The sequence below is a fragment of the Marinomonas sp. SBI8L genome (genome assembly GCF_001624705.1).
GTDB lineage: Bacteria > Pseudomonadota > Gammaproteobacteria > Pseudomonadales > Marinomonadaceae > Marinomonas.
In genome coordinates, this window is record NZ_JSEO01000012.1 from 83,579 (window position 1) to 102,333 (window position 18,755).

Annotated in this window: 15 protein-coding genes; all 15 read left to right on the top strand. The window is 39.5% G+C overall.

The annotated features are described in order from the left end of the window. Nucleotides 1-4: 4 nt before the first annotated feature. The gene (locus tag OA91_RS17470; protein WP_063339296.1) at nucleotides 5-1,687 is read left to right on the top strand and encodes an EAL domain-containing response regulator; all 1,683 of its coding nucleotides are present in this window, start codon (nucleotides 5-7) and stop codon (nucleotides 1,685-1,687) included. A 19-nt stretch (nucleotides 1,688-1,706) separates the two neighbouring features. Beyond that, nucleotides 1,707-2,177 carry a helix-turn-helix domain-containing protein gene (locus OA91_RS24600; protein WP_063339297.1) on the top strand — a complete coding sequence of 157 codons (471 nt, stop codon included), beginning with the start codon at nucleotides 1,707-1,709 and terminating at the stop codon, nucleotides 2,175-2,177. Next, on the top strand, nucleotides 2,177-3,328 hold the full coding sequence (locus OA91_RS17480) for a sensor histidine kinase (RefSeq protein ID WP_063339298.1): 1,152 nt from the start codon (nucleotides 2,177-2,179) through the stop codon (nucleotides 3,326-3,328). Before OA91_RS24600 ends, OA91_RS17480 begins: the two co-directional genes overlap by 1 nt. A 1-nt stretch (nucleotide 3,329) precedes the next feature. Then, entirely contained in the window at nucleotides 3,330-4,676 is a 1,347-nt protein-coding gene (locus tag OA91_RS17485; protein WP_046015153.1) for a sigma-54-dependent transcriptional regulator, read from the top strand. Between the two features lie 68 nt (nucleotides 4,677-4,744). Beyond that, nucleotides 4,745-5,104 carry a flagellar hook-basal body complex protein FliE gene (fliE, locus tag OA91_RS17490; RefSeq protein WP_046015154.1) on the top strand — a complete coding sequence of 120 codons (360 nt, stop codon included), beginning with the start codon at nucleotides 4,745-4,747 and terminating at the stop codon, nucleotides 5,102-5,104. A 30-nt stretch (nucleotides 5,105-5,134) separates the two neighbouring features. Then, nucleotides 5,135-6,790, top strand: a complete 1,656-nt coding sequence (gene fliF / locus OA91_RS17495; RefSeq protein ID WP_063339299.1) for a flagellar basal-body MS-ring/collar protein FliF — start codon at nucleotides 5,135-5,137, stop codon at nucleotides 6,788-6,790. Next, nucleotides 6,791-7,807, top strand: coding sequence for a flagellar motor switch protein FliG (gene fliG / locus OA91_RS17500; RefSeq protein WP_046015156.1), 1,017 nt, complete (start codon nucleotides 6,791-6,793; stop codon nucleotides 7,805-7,807). A gap of 3 nt (nucleotides 7,808-7,810) precedes the next feature. Continuing rightward, a complete protein-coding gene (locus tag OA91_RS17505) occupies nucleotides 7,811-8,629 on the top strand; it encodes a FliH/SctL family protein (RefSeq protein ID WP_063339300.1) in 819 nt (272 codons plus the stop codon). Continuing rightward, nucleotides 8,619-9,944, top strand: coding sequence for a flagellar protein export ATPase FliI (gene fliI / locus OA91_RS17510; RefSeq protein ID WP_063339301.1), 1,326 nt, complete (start codon nucleotides 8,619-8,621; stop codon nucleotides 9,942-9,944). Before OA91_RS17505 ends, fliI begins: the two co-directional genes overlap by 11 nt. Before the next feature lie 55 nt (nucleotides 9,945-9,999). Continuing rightward, a complete protein-coding gene (gene fliJ / locus OA91_RS17515; protein WP_063339302.1) occupies nucleotides 10,000-10,434 on the top strand; it encodes a flagellar export protein FliJ in 435 nt (144 codons plus the stop codon). 35 nt (nucleotides 10,435-10,469) lie between these two features. Beyond that, nucleotides 10,470-12,404, top strand: a complete 1,935-nt coding sequence (locus OA91_RS17520) for a hypothetical protein (protein ID WP_157203864.1) — start codon at nucleotides 10,470-10,472, stop codon at nucleotides 12,402-12,404. Nucleotides 12,405-12,471: 67 nt separating this feature from the next. Then, nucleotides 12,472-14,439 carry a hypothetical protein gene (locus OA91_RS17525; protein ID WP_063339304.1) on the top strand — a complete coding sequence of 656 codons (1,968 nt, stop codon included), beginning with the start codon at nucleotides 12,472-12,474 and terminating at the stop codon, nucleotides 14,437-14,439. A 165-nt stretch (nucleotides 14,440-14,604) separates the two neighbouring features. Then, entirely contained in the window at nucleotides 14,605-14,907 is a 303-nt protein-coding gene (locus OA91_RS17530; protein ID WP_046015162.1) for an STAS domain-containing protein, read from the top strand. 3 nt (nucleotides 14,908-14,910) lie between these two features. After that, the gene (locus OA91_RS17535) at nucleotides 14,911-16,611 is read left to right on the top strand and encodes a fused response regulator/phosphatase (protein ID WP_046015163.1); all 1,701 of its coding nucleotides are present in this window, start codon (nucleotides 14,911-14,913) and stop codon (nucleotides 16,609-16,611) included. Nucleotides 16,612-16,666: 55 nt separating this feature from the next. Next, nucleotides 16,667-18,733: a flagellar hook-length control protein FliK gene (locus tag OA91_RS17540; RefSeq protein ID WP_063339305.1), complete on the top strand. Its 2,067-nt coding sequence runs from the start codon at nucleotides 16,667-16,669 to the stop codon at nucleotides 18,731-18,733. Nucleotides 18,734-18,755: the final 22 nt, after the last annotated feature.

The window sequence follows — 18,755 nt, forward strand, 5'->3', positions numbered from 1 at the left end:
GATTATGTCTGTAAAAATTCTTATTGTTGATGATTATGAAGATAATCGATATACCTTGAAACGACGTTTAAAGAGAGATGGCTATAAAGAATGCGATGAAGCTGAAAATGGTCAAATTGCTTTAGAGATGCTTGCTCAAAAACAGTACGACTTAGTGCTGTTGGATCTTATGATGCCTATCATGGATGGCTTTGAAGTGTTAGAGAAAATGCGTCTTAAAGCTGAATATAGTCATTTGCCCGTGATTATGATTTCGGCGGCAGATGATTTGGAAAAAATTGCTAAGGGTATATCTTTAGGTGCTGAAGATTATCTACCTAAACCTTTTAATCCCATTATTTTGAAAGCTAGGGTCAAATCTGCATTAGAAAAACGTTCTCGTTCTCTTGCTCAGATAAATGAACTTACATTCACAGATACTCAAACCGGCTTGCTAAACGAAGCCTATTTACTTAAATCATCCACCTTGACTGACTTTGAGCAACAAAGTGAGCTGGGTGATATGGCTTTTGTTGAAATATTTTTTGAAAAATACGAAGTGTTAGCATCAAGTTTGGGTAAGGTAAGTGCAGATGAGTATCTCAAAATCCAAATTGCTCGCATGCAGTCAGAGTTTGAAGACTTTGGTGCTTTCTATGCGATTTCGCCTGGGCGCTTTGTGTTTGCAGTCTTTCAGTTAGAGTCTGTCGATGGCTTGATCTCGCGACTACAAGAACTGCTTCATTTACTGCAATCAAACATAGATATGAAGGGTGTTAGTGTTGCTGAAGAGGCAAAGATTGGGGTAAGTGTAGAATCAAATTTAGAGCAAGGGCTAGAAAAAGTTTTGCACAAGGCGAATGTAGCCCGCTTACAAACGAATCAGTTCATGCCTTTATCATTTTACGATGATGCGATGAGTTCATCTGTTGTGGATAAGCTGAAGTTAGAAGCGGATTTACGTAAAGCTATATTGAATGATGAGCTTACCTTACACTACCAACCTCAAGTGCATGCGAAATCAGGTAAGGTCTGTGCCGCAGAGGCTTTGGTTCGCTGGCAGCATCCTGAAAAGGGAATGATATCGCCATTCCACTTTATTCCAATCGCAGAAGAAAGTGGCATGATAGTCGAGTTAGGTAAGAGTGTGATACGTAAGGCGACGAAGCAAATTGAAGATTGGCGTGCAAGCTATGACGGTACTTGGTCGTTTCCTATCAGTGTAAATGTATCAGCTCAGCATGTGGCTCAACCAGAGCTGGTAGATTATATTGCTGGCCTGTTAGAGCAACATAACTTAGCGACCTCTATGTTAAAAGTTGAATTAACTGAGTCTGCATTGGTCGAAGATGAATCAGGTACACGCACTGTATTAAATGCAATACAGAGTACAGGTTTAAAGATTTCTTTAGATGATTTTGGGACTGGCTTTTCTTCTTTATCGTATTTACTTGAATTACCCTTGGATCAACTCAAGATAGATAAGATGTTTGTTGATAATCTTGTGCAGGACGAAAGGTCTCGTAGTGTATTTAAACATGTAGTTAGCCTTGCTCACGATCTAAACTTAGAGGTTGTGGTCGAAGGTGTTGAAGATGAAGAACAGGTGAAGTTGGTTAATCAATCAAACGTTGACTTTATTCAGGGCTATTACTTTTATAAGCCTTTGCCAGCGGATGATTTTTTCGATGTGATACAAAATCAATAATTAGCGCGAAGGAGTTAATTTGAATTGCTGGTTGTACGGTTTAAGTCTTGAAGAAAGATGGCAGGTTGAAGCGATTCTTAACTATATAGGGATAGATGTTGATGATCCCGATTTAGCTACAAAAGCGCCTGTTTTTATCGTTGTTGGGTCTCAGGCTGGTTTGATTAACCATCCTGTTGAGGTGCCAATTATTTCGTTAAATCAAGAGTTTAAGCTATATACCTCTGGTCTTTATTGGTATAGTCCTCTGCCTTGGCGGCAAGAGACGATGCAGAAGGTTTTAAAAGAGATTGATGCGTCACGAAAATTACCAAGGCGCCATGCACTCGATCTTAATTTACATGTTAGGCACCTAGAGTCTTTATTAATTCGACAGGCGCTCGTTTCTTCGAGGGGCGTTGTCTCTAAGGCTGCTGCGAGCTTACAAATTCAGAGAACCACGCTGATTGAAAAAATGCGTCGTTATAAAATTGATAAATCGGAGTTCTAGTGACGAAGGATGAGGAAATTAGGGCGCTAAAGGCTGCATTCGAAGAATTTACGCAAACCTCCCAAATTTTAGCTAACTCCTATAACGAGCTACAAAATCAAGTTGCTGAGCTTGCGCAAAAACTCGCTCAATCTGAACAAGAAAAGCAAGATGAAGTGCGCAAGAATGAAATGCTGTTAGCTCAGTTTCAACAGTTGTTTCAATCTATGCCTGTTGGCGTGTTAATGCTTAATTCAAATGGTCTAGTGATAATGGCAAATAAAGTTGCGATTAATCTCTTTGACGTTGAGTTGGTTGGCAACCCTTGGGGAGCGATTGTACCTAAAAGTTTTGCTCCGCAAAAAGATGATGGTCATGAAGTGACTATGGTGTCAGGGCGTCGAGTTAGGGTGGAAACCTCCTCTTTAGGGAATGTGCCAGGGCAACTGATTATTTTGATTGACCTGACTGAGACATTTAAATTGCAGCAACAGCTTTCTCATCATGAAAGACTTTCAAATATGGGAAAAATGGTAGCAGCACTTGCGCATCAAATCAGAACGCCTTTAGCAAGCGCTACCTTATATGCTGGTCACTTACAAAATCCGGAACTCTCTTTGCCAATGCGGGATAAGTTCTCCTCTAAACTGATGGGGCGTTTAGAGAATATTGAGCGTCAAATCCGAGATATGCTGATATTTTCAAAAAGTGATATCAGGCTTGATCAAAAGCTAAGTTCCGATGATTTCTTCGAAGAATTGGTTGGGTTATCTCAGGATATATGTGAGCAGAAAAAAGCAAGGTTAGAGTTTGAGAATTTAATTACGGGTACTGCCGTTATCCAATGTAATAAAGATACTTTAACGGGTGCTTTATTGAATTTATTGAATAACGGAATTGATGCGCAGGAAACGAACCCTAAAATAAAGCTAGAAATGGACTTACAAAATGACCATTTGAGCATCACCTATATTGATTTTGGGCCAGGAATGACTAATGATGAATTAGACAAGGTGCATGAAGGCTTTATTACAACAAAACAACATGGTACAGGCTTAGGTTTAATGGTAGTAAAAGCAGTTGCTAGAGCTCATCATGGATTATTAGAATTACGCAGTGTGAAGAATCATGGTACTCGAGCACAAGTGCTTATACCAATAATTAAGGGTTAGTATGTCTGAAGTGAATTTATTGATAGTTGAAGATGATAAAGAGCTTGCAGAAGCGCTTGAAGATACCCTGATGTTGGCAAACTATCATTGTGTTTTAGCTTATAGCGCAGAAGATGCTGTGTTGGCATTGCGTAATCAAGCATTTGATATGGTGGTTTCGGATGTCAACTTACCAGGTATGGATGGCTATGGTTTACTTTCTCATGTGATTGAAAAGTACCCTGATCTTCCTATTATGTTGATGACAGCATTTGGTGATATTGCACATGCTGTTGATGCAATGCGAGAAGGTGCGGTAGATTACTTATTGAAGCCGTTTCAAGCTGATGAGCTTTTAAGCACTATTGCTAAGCATGCTAGACACCATTCACAGGTAGAAGATGCTGGTCCTGTCGTTAAAGATAAAGCAAGTCTTGAGTTACTTGAATTAGCGAAGCGTGTTGCAGCAACTGATTCAACCGTTCTAATTAGTGGTGAAAGCGGTACAGGTAAAGAGGTGCTTGCAAACTATATTCATCAGCACTCAGATCGTCATCAAGGGCCATTTGTTGCCATTAACTGTGCAGCCATTCCCGAAAATATGTTGGAAGCCATTTTGTTTGGTTATGAAAAAGGTGCATATACAGGCGCTATTTCATCTCAGGCAGGTAAATTTGAGCAAGCAAATGGCGGCACGCTTTTACTAGACGAAATTTCTGAAATGGATGTTGGCTTACAGGCCAAACTTTTACGAGTACTGCAAGAACAGGAAGTTGAAAGATTAGGTGGTAAAAAGCCGATCCCTCTTAATGTTCGAATTATAGCGACAACCAACAGAGATTTGGCTGATTATGTTCGTAATGGTGGTTTCAGAGAAGACTTATACTATCGACTTAATGTTTTCCCATTGAGGTGGTTACCTATACGTGAGCGTAAGGGCGATATAATTCCTATTGCGCAAAGCTTATTGGCTAAGTACACAGAAAAAATGAGGCTTAGTAGCAGTTCTTTAACACCTTCTGCTCAAAGCCAATTGGAATCTCACCCTTGGCCTGGAAATATACGCGAACTAGAAAATGTCATTCAAAGAGCGTTAATACTTAGCCCTAATGGTGTAATTCAGGACTCTCATATTGCGTTTGATATGATGTCAGCTATGGCTGAGCCAGAAGAAGATGAGGAAGAAAATGATAACGCTGCTTCTATTTTAGGTCAGGGTGTTCAGCAGCATGAGTTTAGAATTATTGCTCAAGCTTTGATTGATGCAAATGGAAAGCGCAAAGATGTTGCTGAGAAATTAGGCATTAGTCCGCGAACTTTACGCTATAAAATAGCTAAAATGCGTGAGTGTGGCTTAGAAGTTGATTGATTTATCTATCTTGTTTTTGGTTGCATTATGCTAAGCTAGATTGGATAACGAATTCGTAGGTGATTAAAATGGTCAGCAATAGACCAGATATAAATCAAGTTTTGTCTCAAATGAGAGAAATGAAAACACAAGTGCAGCAGCCTGGTGTTGGACCTACTCCCCTTTCTGAAACCCAGAAAGTTGAAGGAGATGGAACAATTGAACGGGCTGATTTTGCGCAAATGTTGAAAGATGCCGTTGATAACGTTAATGATTTGCAGCAGGATGCCAAGTCGATGGCACAGGCTTACGAGAGAGGCGATGAAAACGTAGACCTACCTCAAGTTATGATAGGTTTACAAAAGTCGAGCGTATCTTTTGAGGCTATGACTCAAGTAAGAAATAAACTTGTAGATGCATATGAAAAAATTATGAATATGCCAATTTAGGTGTGATGTATAAAATTTTGGCGATCCTAAATGGATAATGTTCCAGTACAACAGTCAGATCAAAAACTCTATGTAGAGTTATTAACCGGCTTCAATAAACTTACTGTTATTAGACAGTTAGCTTTGATGGTCGGTTTAGCTGCGTCTATAGCTATTGGCTTGGCTGCTATTCTGTGGACAGATGGGCCTGAGTATAAGCCTGTACTTAGTAGCATTACTGATTACAACGCTGATCAAATAGTTGAAGTGTTAAGCATTAACAATATTCCCTTTAAACTCGATGAGAATACTGGGGCTTTATTAGTTGAATCTGACTATTATCATCAGGCTAGGCTAAAACTTGCCGGTTCAGGTATTGTTAATGATACCGTGGTAGGCATGGAGATAATGGACCAAGAGCAAGGTCTTGGAACATCTCAATTTGTTGAGGGAACTCGTTATCGTCGAGGTCTTGAAGGCGAATTAAGTCGAACCATTTCTAGCCTGCAAAGTATTAAATCCGCGCGAGTACACCTTGCTATTCCTAAAGAGTCTGTATTTGTCAGAGATACACGTAAACCTTCCGCGTCAGTCTTCTTAGAAATGTATCCTGGTCGTCGTCTTGATAGAAGCCAAGTAGAGGCGATTGTAAATCTTGTTTCATCTAGTATTTCTCAACTAAATGCAAAAAGTGTCACCGTTGTTGATCAAAGAGGAACCTTGCTTAGTGAAAAAGAGACCAGCTCTGAACTTTCTGTCGCAGGGAAACAATTTGAATATACTCGAAAAGTAGAAGATGTACTGCTTAGTAGGGTCAACAACATTCTAGAGCCTGTTGTGGGTGCTGATAGGTTCAAGGCTGAAGTTTCTACAGATGTAGATTTTACTTCGGTCGAGCAAACCGACGAACAGTATAACCCTGATTTGTTAGCTTTGCGGAGTGAGCAAACGCTTAATGAAAGCCGAAATGGAACGACTAACTCTGGTATTCCTGGTTCTTTAACGAACCAGCCTCCTGGCGCGATTACCGCGCCAGAAGTTGCTAATAGTGCAGGAGCAACAACAGGAAGTAATGGTGAGTCACGTCAAGAAACGACTCGTAACTTTGAGTTAGATAGAAGTATTAGTTATACCCGTAGACAACAAGGGACGATTAGACGTTTGTCTGTGGCTGTTGTTGTTGATGATCTTGTTAGTATTGATCCAGAAACGTCTGAATTAGTTAGAACCCCATGGAGTGATGATGAGTTAAGTCGTTTAACGCTTTTAGTCCGTGATGCTGTGGGTTATGACTCAGGACGTGGGGACAGTGTGAGTGTTATCAATTCACCTTTTGCTGTGCCTGAACCATTACCTGAGCCAGAAGAAGTACCTTTTTATCAACAGCCTTGGTTTATTAGTTTAATTCAACCTACTTTAGTTGGGTTCTTTGTACTTATTCTTCTTATGGTTGTCGTCAGGCCCATACTTAAAGCCTTGGGTGAGCAAAATAAGATTGCTGTCGCAGAAGATGCAGAGGCGTCAATATTTGCTGATGAAACAGATGAAATTTCAGATGATCAAGTATCACTTGTTAGTGCAGAAGATATTATGGTGCCAGGTTCACCTGAGAAAATTGAAAGGCAACTTAATGCAATTCGTGGCCTAATAGCAGAAGAGCCTGAGCGGGTTGCACAAGTGGTTAAACAATGGGTGATGGACGGTTAAATGAGTGATACGGAACAAGGTGGTGACGACTTATCATCTTTACAAAAAGCGGCTGTGCTATTGATGTCTTTAGGTGAGTCGGATGCGGCCCAGATTCTAAAGCATATGGGCCCGAAAGAAGTTCAGCGAATCGGTCAGTCCATGGCGCAACTTGCCAATGTGCAAAGACACCAAGTTGAAAAGGTGTTAGATGATTTTTTAGTTTTGGTTGGTGATCAGACAGGTCTAGGGCTAGGCGCTGATGGTTATATCCGAAACATGCTTAAAGAAGCTTTAGGTGAAGAAAAAGCGGGTAGTCTCATCGACCGAATTCTTTTAGGTGGCAATACCACAGGTTTGGATACCTTAAAATGGATGGAACCAAGGGCTGTTGCCGATGTGATTCGTTATGAACACCCTCAGATTCAAGCCATTGTTATTTCTTACTTAGACTCAGATCAGGCGGCGGACATTCTCTCCAACTTTGATGAACGAGTAAGGTTAGATATCGTTTTGCGTGTAGCATCACTTGAAACCGTTCAACCTGCTGCCCTACAAGAGCTTAACTCGATTCTTGAGCGACAGTTCTCTGGTAGTCAAGGTTCGCAATCTACTTCTATCGGTGGTGTGAGAACCGCTGCAAATATCATGAACTTTATTGATAGTTCTGTAGAAGCTGATCTCATGGAATCTATCCGTGATGTTGATGAGGATCTAGCAAACACTATTCAAGATATGATGTTTGTCTTTGATAACTTGATTGATGTAGATGATAGAGGTATTCAAGCAATCTTACGTGAGGTTGAGTCTGAAACCCTTATTTTGGCTTTGAAAGGAGCTGACCCAGATATGCAAGAGAAGATATATAAAAACATGTCTTCTCGTGCTGCAGATATGCTTAAAGATGACTTGGAGGCCAAAGGGCCTGTTCGAGTTAGTGAAGTTGAAGTTGCACAAAAAGAAATACTTGCCATTGCTAGACGACTTGCCGACGCCGGTGAGATTATGTTGGGCGGTGGTGGTGAACAAATGGTTTAACCTATGTCTGAAAGTGCAAAAGGAAATGAGCGTAAGTTAACCGCTTATGAGCGTTGGGAGCTGCCTCATTTGGAGGATGTCGCTCCGAAAGAAGACACGGGTACCTCTTTATTGATCCGCAAAAACGAAGCTGTCGTTGTCGAAGAAATCGATGAGGACTCTTTAGTCTATGAGCCGTTAACCGCTTCTCAATTAGAAGAAATTCGCCTTGCCGCTTATGATGAAGGTTATGTTGAAGGACTTGAGGAAGGTCATCAAACTGGATTTGAAAAAGGTGAAACTCAAGGTCATGAAGAAGGGCATGCTGCAGGCCTAGAAAAAGGTTATGAGGAAGGTTATGAAAAGGGCTTTGCTCAATCTGTTGAAGATGCAACTGCTAAGCTAGCTGAAGTTGAGACGTTATTAAGGCAACTTAGTGATGATTTGAGTCGCCCTATTAAAGCTTGTAAAGATCAGGTTGAATCGATTCTTTATCTATCTGTAGCGAATATGGTCCAGAGTATTACTCAATCACAATTAACAGAAGTATCTGAAAACCTTTTATCATCTCAGGTCGCATTTTTAACGCGTGAACTTGAGGAGTTGGAGCAACCTTTGAGAATTCGTTTGCACCCTGAAAGTGCTGATTTAATACAAACTTTTTCTGTGTTTGATCGGGTTGATATCAAAGTCGAGCAAGATGAAAGCTTATTGCCTGGTGGCTTTGTACTAGACTCAAAAGGTGCTTTTGTTGATGCTTCGATTGAGCATAAAATAGAATTAATCCTAGCTGACCTCGTTAAGCTGCATCCTCATCCAGAGCCAGATTCTGATGGAATCTGATCTAGTTTCCCGGCTCAATAAATTAAAGCAATTTTCTTCAGATCACCTTCATCCAGTGCTAGAGGGGAAAGTCACCCGTATGGTTGGTCTAACTATGGAGGCGGTTGGCTGTAAAGTCGCTTTAGGGGATAGGTGCTCTGTTCAGGTTAGAGAAGATAGATGGGTTGAATCTGAAGTTGTTGGATTTACTGGCAACTTAACTTATTTAATGCCAACTGAAGCTATCAATGGTATTGCTCCAGGTGCTCGTGTGAAGCCATTATCCGGTGAAGGAATGATGATGGTTGGCCCTGAGTTACTTGGCCGAGTTGTTAATGGTTTGGGTTATCCATTAGATGGCAAAGGGCCGATTAAAGCTCAGCACAGAATAGGAATGCAAGGCGATATTATTAACCCATTGCAACGTAAACCTATCACCGAGCCTCTGGATGTTGGTATTAAGTCTATTAATAGCCTCCTAACGGTAGGAAAAGGGCAACGACTAGGTTTGTTTGCTGGTAGTGGTGTGGGTAAAAGTATGTTGCTCGGCATGATGACTCGCTTTACTGAGGCAGACATTACGATAGTCGGTTTAATTGGTGAGCGGGGACGAGAGGTTAAAGAATTTATTGAGCAGATTCTTGGGCCTGAAGGGCTTGCTCGCTCTGTTGTTATTGCTTCTCCTGCTGATGACTCTGCGTTGATGAGATTAAGGGCGGCTACTTTGACCACCCGTATTGCAGAGTACTACCGTGATCAGGGGAAGAATGTTTTACTTCTAATGGATTCACTAACCCGTTATGCCCAAGCTCAAAGGGAGATTGCATTATCGGTTGGGGAGCCTCCTGCCACTAAGGGTTATCCGCCTTCTGTATTTTCTAAAATCCCTCAGTTAGTTGAAAGAGCTGGAAATGGTGCTGCTGGTGGTGGATCTATTACGGCTTTTTATACTGTGCTTACTGAAGGTGATGATCAGCAAGACCCAATTGCTGATGCTTCTAGAGCAATATTGGATGGTCATTTCGTATTGTCGCGTCGGTTGGCTGAGGAAGGTCATTATCCTGCAATTGATATTGAAGCCTCCATTTCTCGAGCTATGCCTCATATTGTTAGTGATGCTCACCTAAAAGGAGCGTTAAGGGTTAAGCAGCTATATTCTAAATATCAGCAAAATCAAGATTTGATATCTGTTGGTGCTTATACGAAAGGTGCAGATCCAGATACAGACCAAGCAATAGCTCTTATGCCAGAGATAAAAGCTTTTCTACAGCAGGGTCTGGGTGAGCAATTTAATATTGATGCAAGCTTGGAAGCCCTAGTTAAAGCAATGACCTAGACCTTTTGAGCTATAATGGGCATTATGCTTATTAACCTGTCTATTGGAAGATGTGATGAAGCGGTCCCAGCGTATTCAAAAGCTCGTTGAACTATCTCAGAAAAAAGAAGATACAGTTGCCCGCTTGCTTGCTCGACAAAAAGCGAAAGTAGAGCAAGAAAAACAGAAGCTAGAGCAATTGCAAGAGTACGCTTCTCAATATGAGTCTGAGCGAAATTTATTAGGTATGAGCCCTTATTTAGTCACTAACTATCAGCACTTTGTTACGCGATTAGAGCAGGCCGTGCAGCAGCAAAAAGGTGCTATTTCTCAGTCAGAACACCAGGCTGATCAGGCTCAGCAACAATGGTTGGCTGCCAGGGCTAAAACTAAGAGCATGGATATTGTAAGAGATAAACATGCTCAGCAAGAGCAAAAATTAGAAGATAAGCTGGAGCAAAGGCAAACAGATGAATTTGCTATGCTCAGGTTTATGAAATCTGGTTATTAAGTTTGGTATGTTAATTTGCCATCATGGAAGTGCTATTGAGTAAACTCAGTTATCGCCTTTATGAATTAGAAAGCTATAGTCTTTCCTATGACTTTTCTCCCGTTGAAAGTTTAATAGATATTAGAGAAGGCTTAGATTGGCTGAGTGCAAATGCGGCTCAACAGTTTGAGTTAATGTCATTAAATGAATTGTTGGATTCATTCTTACGTTTGGTTGCAGGTTTGCAGCACGAACTTTCACCTTTTAATTTTAAGTTTCGAGACCTGTTGCTTGAGTTTATTGACTTGGCGCGACAGCTTATTTTAGAGCAAGATTTCTATTTATCTTTTGAACCTAATCTAGCAACTAAATCACATCAAATAACTTTAATTTCAAACAAAATTGACTTACTTGGTAATGAGCTAACAACTGGCTCTAATTTAGCAGTGAATGTTTATGAGTCAGACGTTAATCAAGATAATGATTATTGGCTGAATGATCTAATAGACTTCATTGAAAGGTTTTCTCGCGTTGGTGCTTACTACTTTGAGGGCGGACTCAACTTCAAGCCTGAAGGGCTAATGAATGAGGACGTAAAGCTGATTTTGAATAACACTTCATCCTCTTTGGTTTTAGGTGTAAAAACCTCACAATCTCTAGCTTGGATGAAGCATAATTTTAATAAATTTAGATGGAATAAAAGGCAAGACTCTAAGCTGGTATCACCACTGAATCTAGCATCTTTATTTAAAGGTTTCAGGCATGCAAATGAATTGTTAGGTTGGCGAGAGAAGAAACGATTTAAATATTCGAATTACTATAAAGAGCTTGAAAGTGTTTATCTTGCTTCTCAATCTCTAACCCTAAAACAGGCCGCTCAGCAACTTTCATCCACTTTGAAATTAGATATAGAGGTGATGGCATATCAGAGTTCGCTGTATGTAGATCTTGATGCTTTTGATAAGTTGAAGCAGAGCCTTGCTAAGGCGATTAACTTAAACTCTTGTGACCATAGCTTTCAGTATTATTTGTCTTTGAAGGATTGTGCAGGTTGCTCATATCTGTCTCTTGAAGAGGTGAATGAATTAGGACTACAGAGTGAATCAGAAGTAGGCTTAATAGGAGGGCCTAATCAAATTGATGTTGAGCTTAATAAGCTCAGTTTATCTGTCTCTGTTGATTTAGATGTGCTCGAACATTCTGTGTGGCAGATGAACTTTGCTAATGAAGTTATTTGTGTTCCAGATCACAAAATACATTCAATACAAATATTTGAAGTTAGAGATTTTGAATCATGTGATAACTTTTCCATCATTCAGATGACATTTGACTCCATAGGTGCCATTGATGTTTTTGTTGCGCCTCATGAGCAAAGCCAGCTAGAAGGAGATACTAGAGTTGTATTGATTGAGGAAATTGGGCGAACCTATGGCATATTGGTGACAGATATGCGGCTTCAAAGGCGCGCCTATAAAGTTGCTTCAAAAGGGGTGAATGCTAAAGTAAATATGCTTTGGTGCTTAGGTGGTGAAAATGTGGTGCCAGAGATAAATCCATGTGCCTATGAAGAAACTAGTATAAACCTAATAGTGAAACAAGATGATATCAGAGTAGATAAGAGTGGTTGGCTCGCTAAGGTTGCAGGTATTCCTTGTTTTATAGGTGCAGATATAGTTGAAAAACATTTACCTGTCACTCTTGAAAATGTGGTGAATTTACCTGGGATAAGCCTTCCTTTAGCTAAGCTTGAGGGGGGGTGTTACCCCTACTTAGATATTGAAAAGGAACTGGCTATATCTTTAGTTTTATTGACGTCTCAGGATAAATATATATGCCTTCCTGTGGAGGCAATTTATTACGAAGCAGATATGAGTAATAAGTTGCAAAGCATTGAAGGTATAGATCGGCTGGATTTAAGAGAGTTTAGCCTGCTTTCATCAAATTATGATGCTAACTTATTATATGTAATTGATTCTAATAGCTTTGGATAGTTTTTCTTTAATAAGTATTTTTTATATGATTAGATTTTATGTTTAAACCTTGGCTTCAGGACGTTAGATGACAGAAATTAACTTAAATGCTCGACGTAATAATGTAGTGACATTTTTAACGCGCTCTGTGCTCGTCTTAATGCTATGGGTTTGCCTTGTTATGTCTGGGCTATTTTTCTTTATCACTGAAGAAAATAATAAATCCATGGTGGCTGAGCAGCGGGTTGATTTGATGCTTGAGCAATTGAATGAGCTTCAGTTAGAAGCTTTAGAGTTATTTATCTATTCGACGAATATTATTCCACATGATCCAGCTAGCGTTGAAGAATTATCAAATAAAGAGCAAGTTTTACAAGCTAGGGTAGCGGCAGAACTTGAAGAAATGATTCGAATTTATCGTGAAATCGATAATTTTCCGGTGATAGAGCTAGATTTAGAAAGGCTATTAGAAGTTCAAGATGTAGAGCAAAAGATGCTGATAATTGAAAGGTTTCAGGAAAGCCTTATTTTAGCGAGATCTGTTTTACATGAATTTAAGTTATTAAAGAAACAAGAATACCTTATCAGCTTTCAGCTTTTTCAAAATTTGGTGATTGGCTTCGCTCTAGTAACTTTGCTGGGCTTACTTTTTACTTATGCTTTGATGCGAAAGAGGCTTTTAGTTGGTTTGGAAAGTGTTCTGAATTTAGTAAAAAAATTCCATCATAAACAATATTCTTATTCACCAGATTGGCATCATAATGATGAATTTAGGGATATCTTCTTTCACTTGCAACAACTTAAGGAATCTAATCTAGTTAATGCGCATGTGATTGAGCGGGATAAAAGCTTATTAGAGCATTATTTTCAAAATATTCAGGAGCCTTGTTTAGCCTTGAATAGTGACAGGCGCTATGTGTTCTGTAATCAGTTGTTTGAGTTGATATGGTCTGAATATCAGGTTGAAATTGAATCAAGCTTGTGTGATTTAGATGAGCCTTCGCTTGAGTTGGTTGATATTAAAATTGCTGAAACTAAAAATAATGATAATTTGCCGTCATTATTCCGTTTTAACGGTTTGGCCTATACTTTTAATGAAGAAGAAATCTTTGAAGAAGGACGTTTGATTGGTTATCTATTAACCTTTACTCCAGTGTTTGATGAGCTAGAGTACGAAGCTGTCACTAAGCTTGTTTCATTAATGTCTAATGATGTTTGGAATGCGCCAGTTAGAGTGATGAGAGAGGAGTCAAAGGTTGCTGCTTTAGCTGTCCAATTAGAGAAAATACGTCTATCAGTAACAAGTCTAATTAACTTATTTGATGGGATGACTGTTGCAGAAGAAAAGCAGAAAGTAACATCTTTAAAAGAAGTTGGTGAGTTGGTTATTATGCTCTCTGAGTCTTTAACTGATGCAAATGATAAATTAACAAAACAAGAAGTGACGTTTATTGAAGACGAGTCTGAAAGTGAATTTGAATCACAGGATGAGTTGGACTTTGAGCCATTAAAAGGTGCTGTTTTAGAGCTGAGACAAAAAGTTGAAAATAGCATATTCTTTGCCTCCCAATTAGGTAAAAAGAATACTGACTCATTGCAGGGGTTGGAATCTAATTTGTTACTTGGTTATGAGAACTTGAATCAAAGCCTAACGATTGTTCATAAAGGTGTTGAGGCGAGTGTTAATGCCTTGCAAGATAGTTCTGATTGTATGTCTGAGGTTAAAGTGGCTGTGTTGAATGCCATAGTTAATAAAGATGAAAGTGATATTGAATTGGACGCTTTGCAAAGTATTGCTGTCGATTTAAGTCATGACATAGACACGGTTTCACAAATGTTACAAGATTCATTAGCGCAAGAGAAAGAAAGTTTAGCTATATTAGAAAGTGACATAGAGTCTTGTCAGGAGAGATCGGTTAAAGCAAAAAATGCAATACAGGAGTTTAGCTTGAACAATCAGGAAGATGAATTAACTTCGCACTCTGAAAATATGATGAAGGATGTTTTCAGTTTGGACGATGTATTGGAACGTTTAATAGAAAAGAGTAAGCCTTAGTTTGTTAATGTACTTAAATGTAATGGCGAGAAACTTTATCTGGTAACAAGATAAAATTTGTTATTCAATTCTCTTATTTTCCAATTTGCTTTAAGTGTCAAGGAAGGCAAATTATTAAAGATGAAGTTGTCATTACTTCATGAAGACTTTATAGGATTTAGTTGTATGATCATGCAGACACAATACGATGAAAAAAAACATGCCTTAGTAATTCAAATTGAAGGACGGTTTGATTTTAGTTGTCATAAGGCGTTTAAAGATGCTTACAGCTCTGTAGAAAGTAATTGTAAGTTTGAGTTAGATATGACGAAAGTCACTTATGTTGATAGCTCAGCTTTAGGTATGCTTTTGCTTCTTAGGGATTATGCTGGTGGAGATCAGGGCGAAATAGTCTTGAGTCACTGTAATGACGCAGTAGAAAAAATCCTTCGTATTGCTAACTTTGATAGGTTGTTTTCACTGCATTAATCCATGTCTTTAGTTTCTCTTAATATATTAATTGCTGACGATAACCCATCTGATAGGTTGTTACTAAAAGCTATGCTTAGTGGTCTTGGGCATAACGTAGAAGTTGCAGAGGATGGGTTAGAGGCAATAGAAAAGTTTGATCCAGATTCAACGCAATTGGTTTGTCTTGATGTTGTTATGCCTGAGTGTGATGGGCTAGAGGCAGCTATTAAAATACAAGAGATGAGTCGTGGACGTTTTATTCCAATTGTTTTTTTGTCTGGCCTTTCTGATACATCTTCTTTAGTAAACTGTCTCAAGGTTGGCGGTAGTGATTTTATTTCTAAACCTTTTAATCTAGTGTTAATCGCTGCTAAATTGGATGCCATTATTCGCATTCTTTCTTTGCAGAAAACATTAGAGTCTCAAAGGGACAAGCTTTCATCTTATAATGAGCAGCTTATTCATGAGCAAGAAGTGGCAAAAGTTGTCTATGAAAATATTACCCATTCCAATTGCCTGTCTGACCCTTGTTTAAATACCTTTTATTATGGTCATCATTTGTTTAATGGTGATGTGATACTCGCTGCCTATAAGCCAAATGGCGGAATGCACCTTCTTATCGGAGATTTTACTGGTCATGGCCTTTCAGCGGCAATTGGTGCATTACCTTTAGCTGATATTTTCTTTGAGTGGACCCGTAAAGGCTTCTTAATGAGGCAGATAGTGCCAGAAATTAATCGTAGGTTAAAAGCAATTTTACCTGCTGATATGTTTTGTAGTGCCTTATTTGTTGACATCAACATTACTGATAAAACACTAGAGGTTTGGAATGGCGGTTTACCTGATGCGCTTTTCTTTTCTCAGAGGCAAAAGAAACCTCAACCTTTAGTTTCCCATAACTTGCCGTTAGGAATAGTTGCGGAGTCAGAGTTTACTTATTCAACAGAGATAGTAAGTTTTGAAAATGGTGATTCGTTTTTAGCCTGGTCTGATGGTATTTATGAAGCTATTGATTCTAAGGGGTTGATGTTTTCTGAGTATCAGCTTAACTCTTTGATTGAGGGGAGAGTTGAGGTCGGTGATATTATGCCATGGTTAAGGCGTAAGCTTGAAACCGAAGGTGTACTAGACTCTTCTCACGATGATATATCTTGCTTAAAAATAGAGTTGCATGATGCTATTGGGGTTGAGCAAGAATCGAGTCAAGATAAAGCCGCTGAGCTTGACATGCCATCTGACTTTTCTTTCGAATATACCTTAAATGCAGACTCTTTAAAAAACACAGACCCTTTGCCTTATATCTTGCAAATTATTATGACAGTGTCTGGGCTTAAGCGTTATTCGGGACAGGTGTTTATGATGTTGTCTGAGCTTTATTCAAATGCTTTAGAGCATGGAGTGTTGCAATTAAATTCAGAGCTTAAGGCAACTAACGATGGTTTCGTACTTTATTATATGGAGCGTGAAACGCGCTTAAGTACACTTGAAACTGGTTTTATTAGAATTAAAGTCTCTATTTCTTCTAATGAAGTTGGCGGTTTATTGAGTATTGAGCTTGAAGATAGTGGCGATGGTTTTGATACCTCAAAAGTTGGCTTGAAACTAGAAGACTCTGATGAGCTTTATAATCGAGGTTTACCTTTGCTTGGTCAGCTTTGCCAATCCATCACCTTCTCTGATAAAGGCAATCAGGTAGGTGTTCAGTATCAGTGGGATAAATAAGTAAATTTTAATTGGCCCTTGATTTGCATAGGTTATCTGTGAATCGGAGGGCTCTATGTTAGCAAATTCAAATTTATCTGTAATTACCCCAAAATCTAACGTCAATTCTTCAAGTGCTGGAAGCGAGCCTTCCACTTCAACCGATTCATTTGATAGCGTCTTTCAGCAAGTTAGTGGTGAATTATCTACTGATTCACCCTCTCAAACAGTTCCTCCTTCGGGTAACTCTATAAAAGAGGATAGCGTTGAGACTGATGTACTTGTTGGTGATGAAGCTAATTTGGATGAGAGTAAAGAGCTAGTCTCTGACTCAACTCCCGTTGAGGCTAGTGTTGGTGCTGGTTTGGTCGCAATTGAGCAAGATAATATATCTAATTTAACTGCTGAGGGTTCTTCTGTTCAGGGTTCTTCTATTCAAGGTGCTTCGACAAATATCTCTCAGGAAGACATAGTAAATACAGAGCTAGTTTCAGCTCAGACTGACCTTGCTTTAGAGGGAAGAGGGAGTTTATCTGACAATGATATGCCTGATAGCTTGGACCCTAAAAGTCTTGATGCCAGCCTAGTTTCTAACGAAGGGGTTGCATCAGGGACTTTTAATTCGATTAATTCAGCGCACAATGTTTCTGTTGAACATGAATTGGGTAAAGACGGTCTCATTGAAAATACTCAGCCCCCCTCAAGTGTATTAGCTGGTCAAGGGGAAAAATCAAACTTAGGTGGCAACTCTTTGCAAAGTCAGGGGGTAAAAGTTGCCAATCAAGGAGAGATTCAGCTTAACTCTGTTGAAGAAAATAAGTTGGTAAATAATCAAAATGCAGAATTAACCACTAATACACTTGTTTCAGGATCTTTGGCTGCAACTGCAGGTTTAGCTAAAAGTGATACAAATCCTACTCATGATTTAACCAGCTCTGTTGAGGGGCATGTAGAGGCAAATTCAAAAGTCGCGAATGCTTCTACTAGCCTAGCTACTGGGTTGGCAGCTAGTGCTGCGACTACGAATCTTGCATCAAGTTCTAAAGCAACCACTTCTGATAGTGAGGTATCCGGATTACTCAATGAACAGCTTGAAAATCTTGCTAAGAGTGATGCTAATAAAGCAACTCAAAGTCTTGTTCCAGAAAGTGATTCGCTTGATGTATCTGCTGGTTTAGCTTTGTTAGGTGTAGGTGCGTTATCGCGTGATACTAAGTCGCAAGTAGTAGCTGAAAGCGCTAAATCGATTACGCCTAGCTCTGGTCTTGTGTCATCAGAATTAGCCGAAAATGCTGACCTTGATTGGATAATGCAGCAAATGCCAAGGGAGCAACAAGTAACAGCGGAGTTGGGAATGGGGGCTGAGTTGATTAAATCAACTGCTCCAGTAAGTCCCGCTTTGGCACAAAATACAGATCAAATGACAAAAGTAGCTGCACCTTTGTCCTTAGGCTTGGCTGCTGGTGAGTCAGGCTTGTTAGAGGCAGGTCCTGAATCTGAAATGTTAATTGAAACTGAGTTTAAAAATAATAATGCCAATAAAATTGAGCCAGAGTTAGGTCGACAACTAGATACGTCTAGCTCGACTCGCTCTGGGCTAGGGGATAGTAGTTTGGGAACAAATACAATCAGTACGGCCCCAACTGCAGCTGTTGAGACAAAGCTTGGTCTGGCGACAGCAGTGACTAACACAAGTAATCCTGCAAATATGACAATGCAAGTTCCTCCAAATCATCCTAACTGGTCTTCAGAGATGGGAGAAAAGATGATGTGGATGAATAGGCAAGGCATACAGCAAGCTGAAATTCATTTGGATCCTCCAGAGTTAGGAAGCTTAACAGTTAAAGTGTCTGTTGATTCTGATGTTGCTACTGTAAGTTTTGTTGCAGCATCAACTCAAGTTAAAGATTTGCTTGAAGGTCAGGTTCAAAGGCTGCGTGAAATGATGGCGCAGCAAGGTGTGGAGTTAGCCGAAGTAGACGTTAATGTTTCTCAGCAAGGATCTGGCTCACAACAATCAGGAGAGGATGCTGATAACCAGTTTGCTCAGCATGATTTAGATACAGATTCAGAAGAGGTTGATTCAAGTTTGATGATGAATGAAGCGAATGTGTCTCGTTCAAAAGTCGATTTTTATGCATGATATAGCAAGATTACCTAAAAGC

Coding starts and splice junctions, on each gene's coding strand:
- OA91_RS17470 (WP_063339296.1), top strand. CDS start 5: ATGTCTGTAAAAATTCTTATTGTTGATGATTATGAAGATAATCGATAT.
- OA91_RS17485 (WP_046015153.1), top strand. CDS start 3,330: ATGTCTGAAGTGAATTTATTGATAGTTGAAGATGATAAAGAGCTTGCA.
- fliE (WP_046015154.1), top strand. CDS start 4,745: ATGGTCAGCAATAGACCAGATATAAATCAAGTTTTGTCTCAAATGAGA.
- fliF (WP_063339299.1), top strand. CDS start 5,135: ATGGATAATGTTCCAGTACAACAGTCAGATCAAAAACTCTATGTAGAG.
- fliG (WP_046015156.1), top strand. CDS start 6,791: ATGAGTGATACGGAACAAGGTGGTGACGACTTATCATCTTTACAAAAA.
- OA91_RS17505 (WP_063339300.1), top strand. CDS start 7,811: ATGTCTGAAAGTGCAAAAGGAAATGAGCGTAAGTTAACCGCTTATGAG.
- fliI (WP_063339301.1), top strand. CDS start 8,619: ATGGAATCTGATCTAGTTTCCCGGCTCAATAAATTAAAGCAATTTTCT.
- fliJ (WP_063339302.1), top strand. CDS start 10,000: ATGAAGCGGTCCCAGCGTATTCAAAAGCTCGTTGAACTATCTCAGAAA.
- OA91_RS17525 (WP_063339304.1), top strand. CDS start 12,472: ATGACAGAAATTAACTTAAATGCTCGACGTAATAATGTAGTGACATTT.
- OA91_RS17530 (WP_046015162.1), top strand. CDS start 14,605: ATGATCATGCAGACACAATACGATGAAAAAAAACATGCCTTAGTAATT.
- OA91_RS17535 (WP_046015163.1), top strand. CDS start 14,911: ATGTCTTTAGTTTCTCTTAATATATTAATTGCTGACGATAACCCATCT.
- OA91_RS17540 (WP_063339305.1), top strand. CDS start 16,667: ATGTTAGCAAATTCAAATTTATCTGTAATTACCCCAAAATCTAACGTC.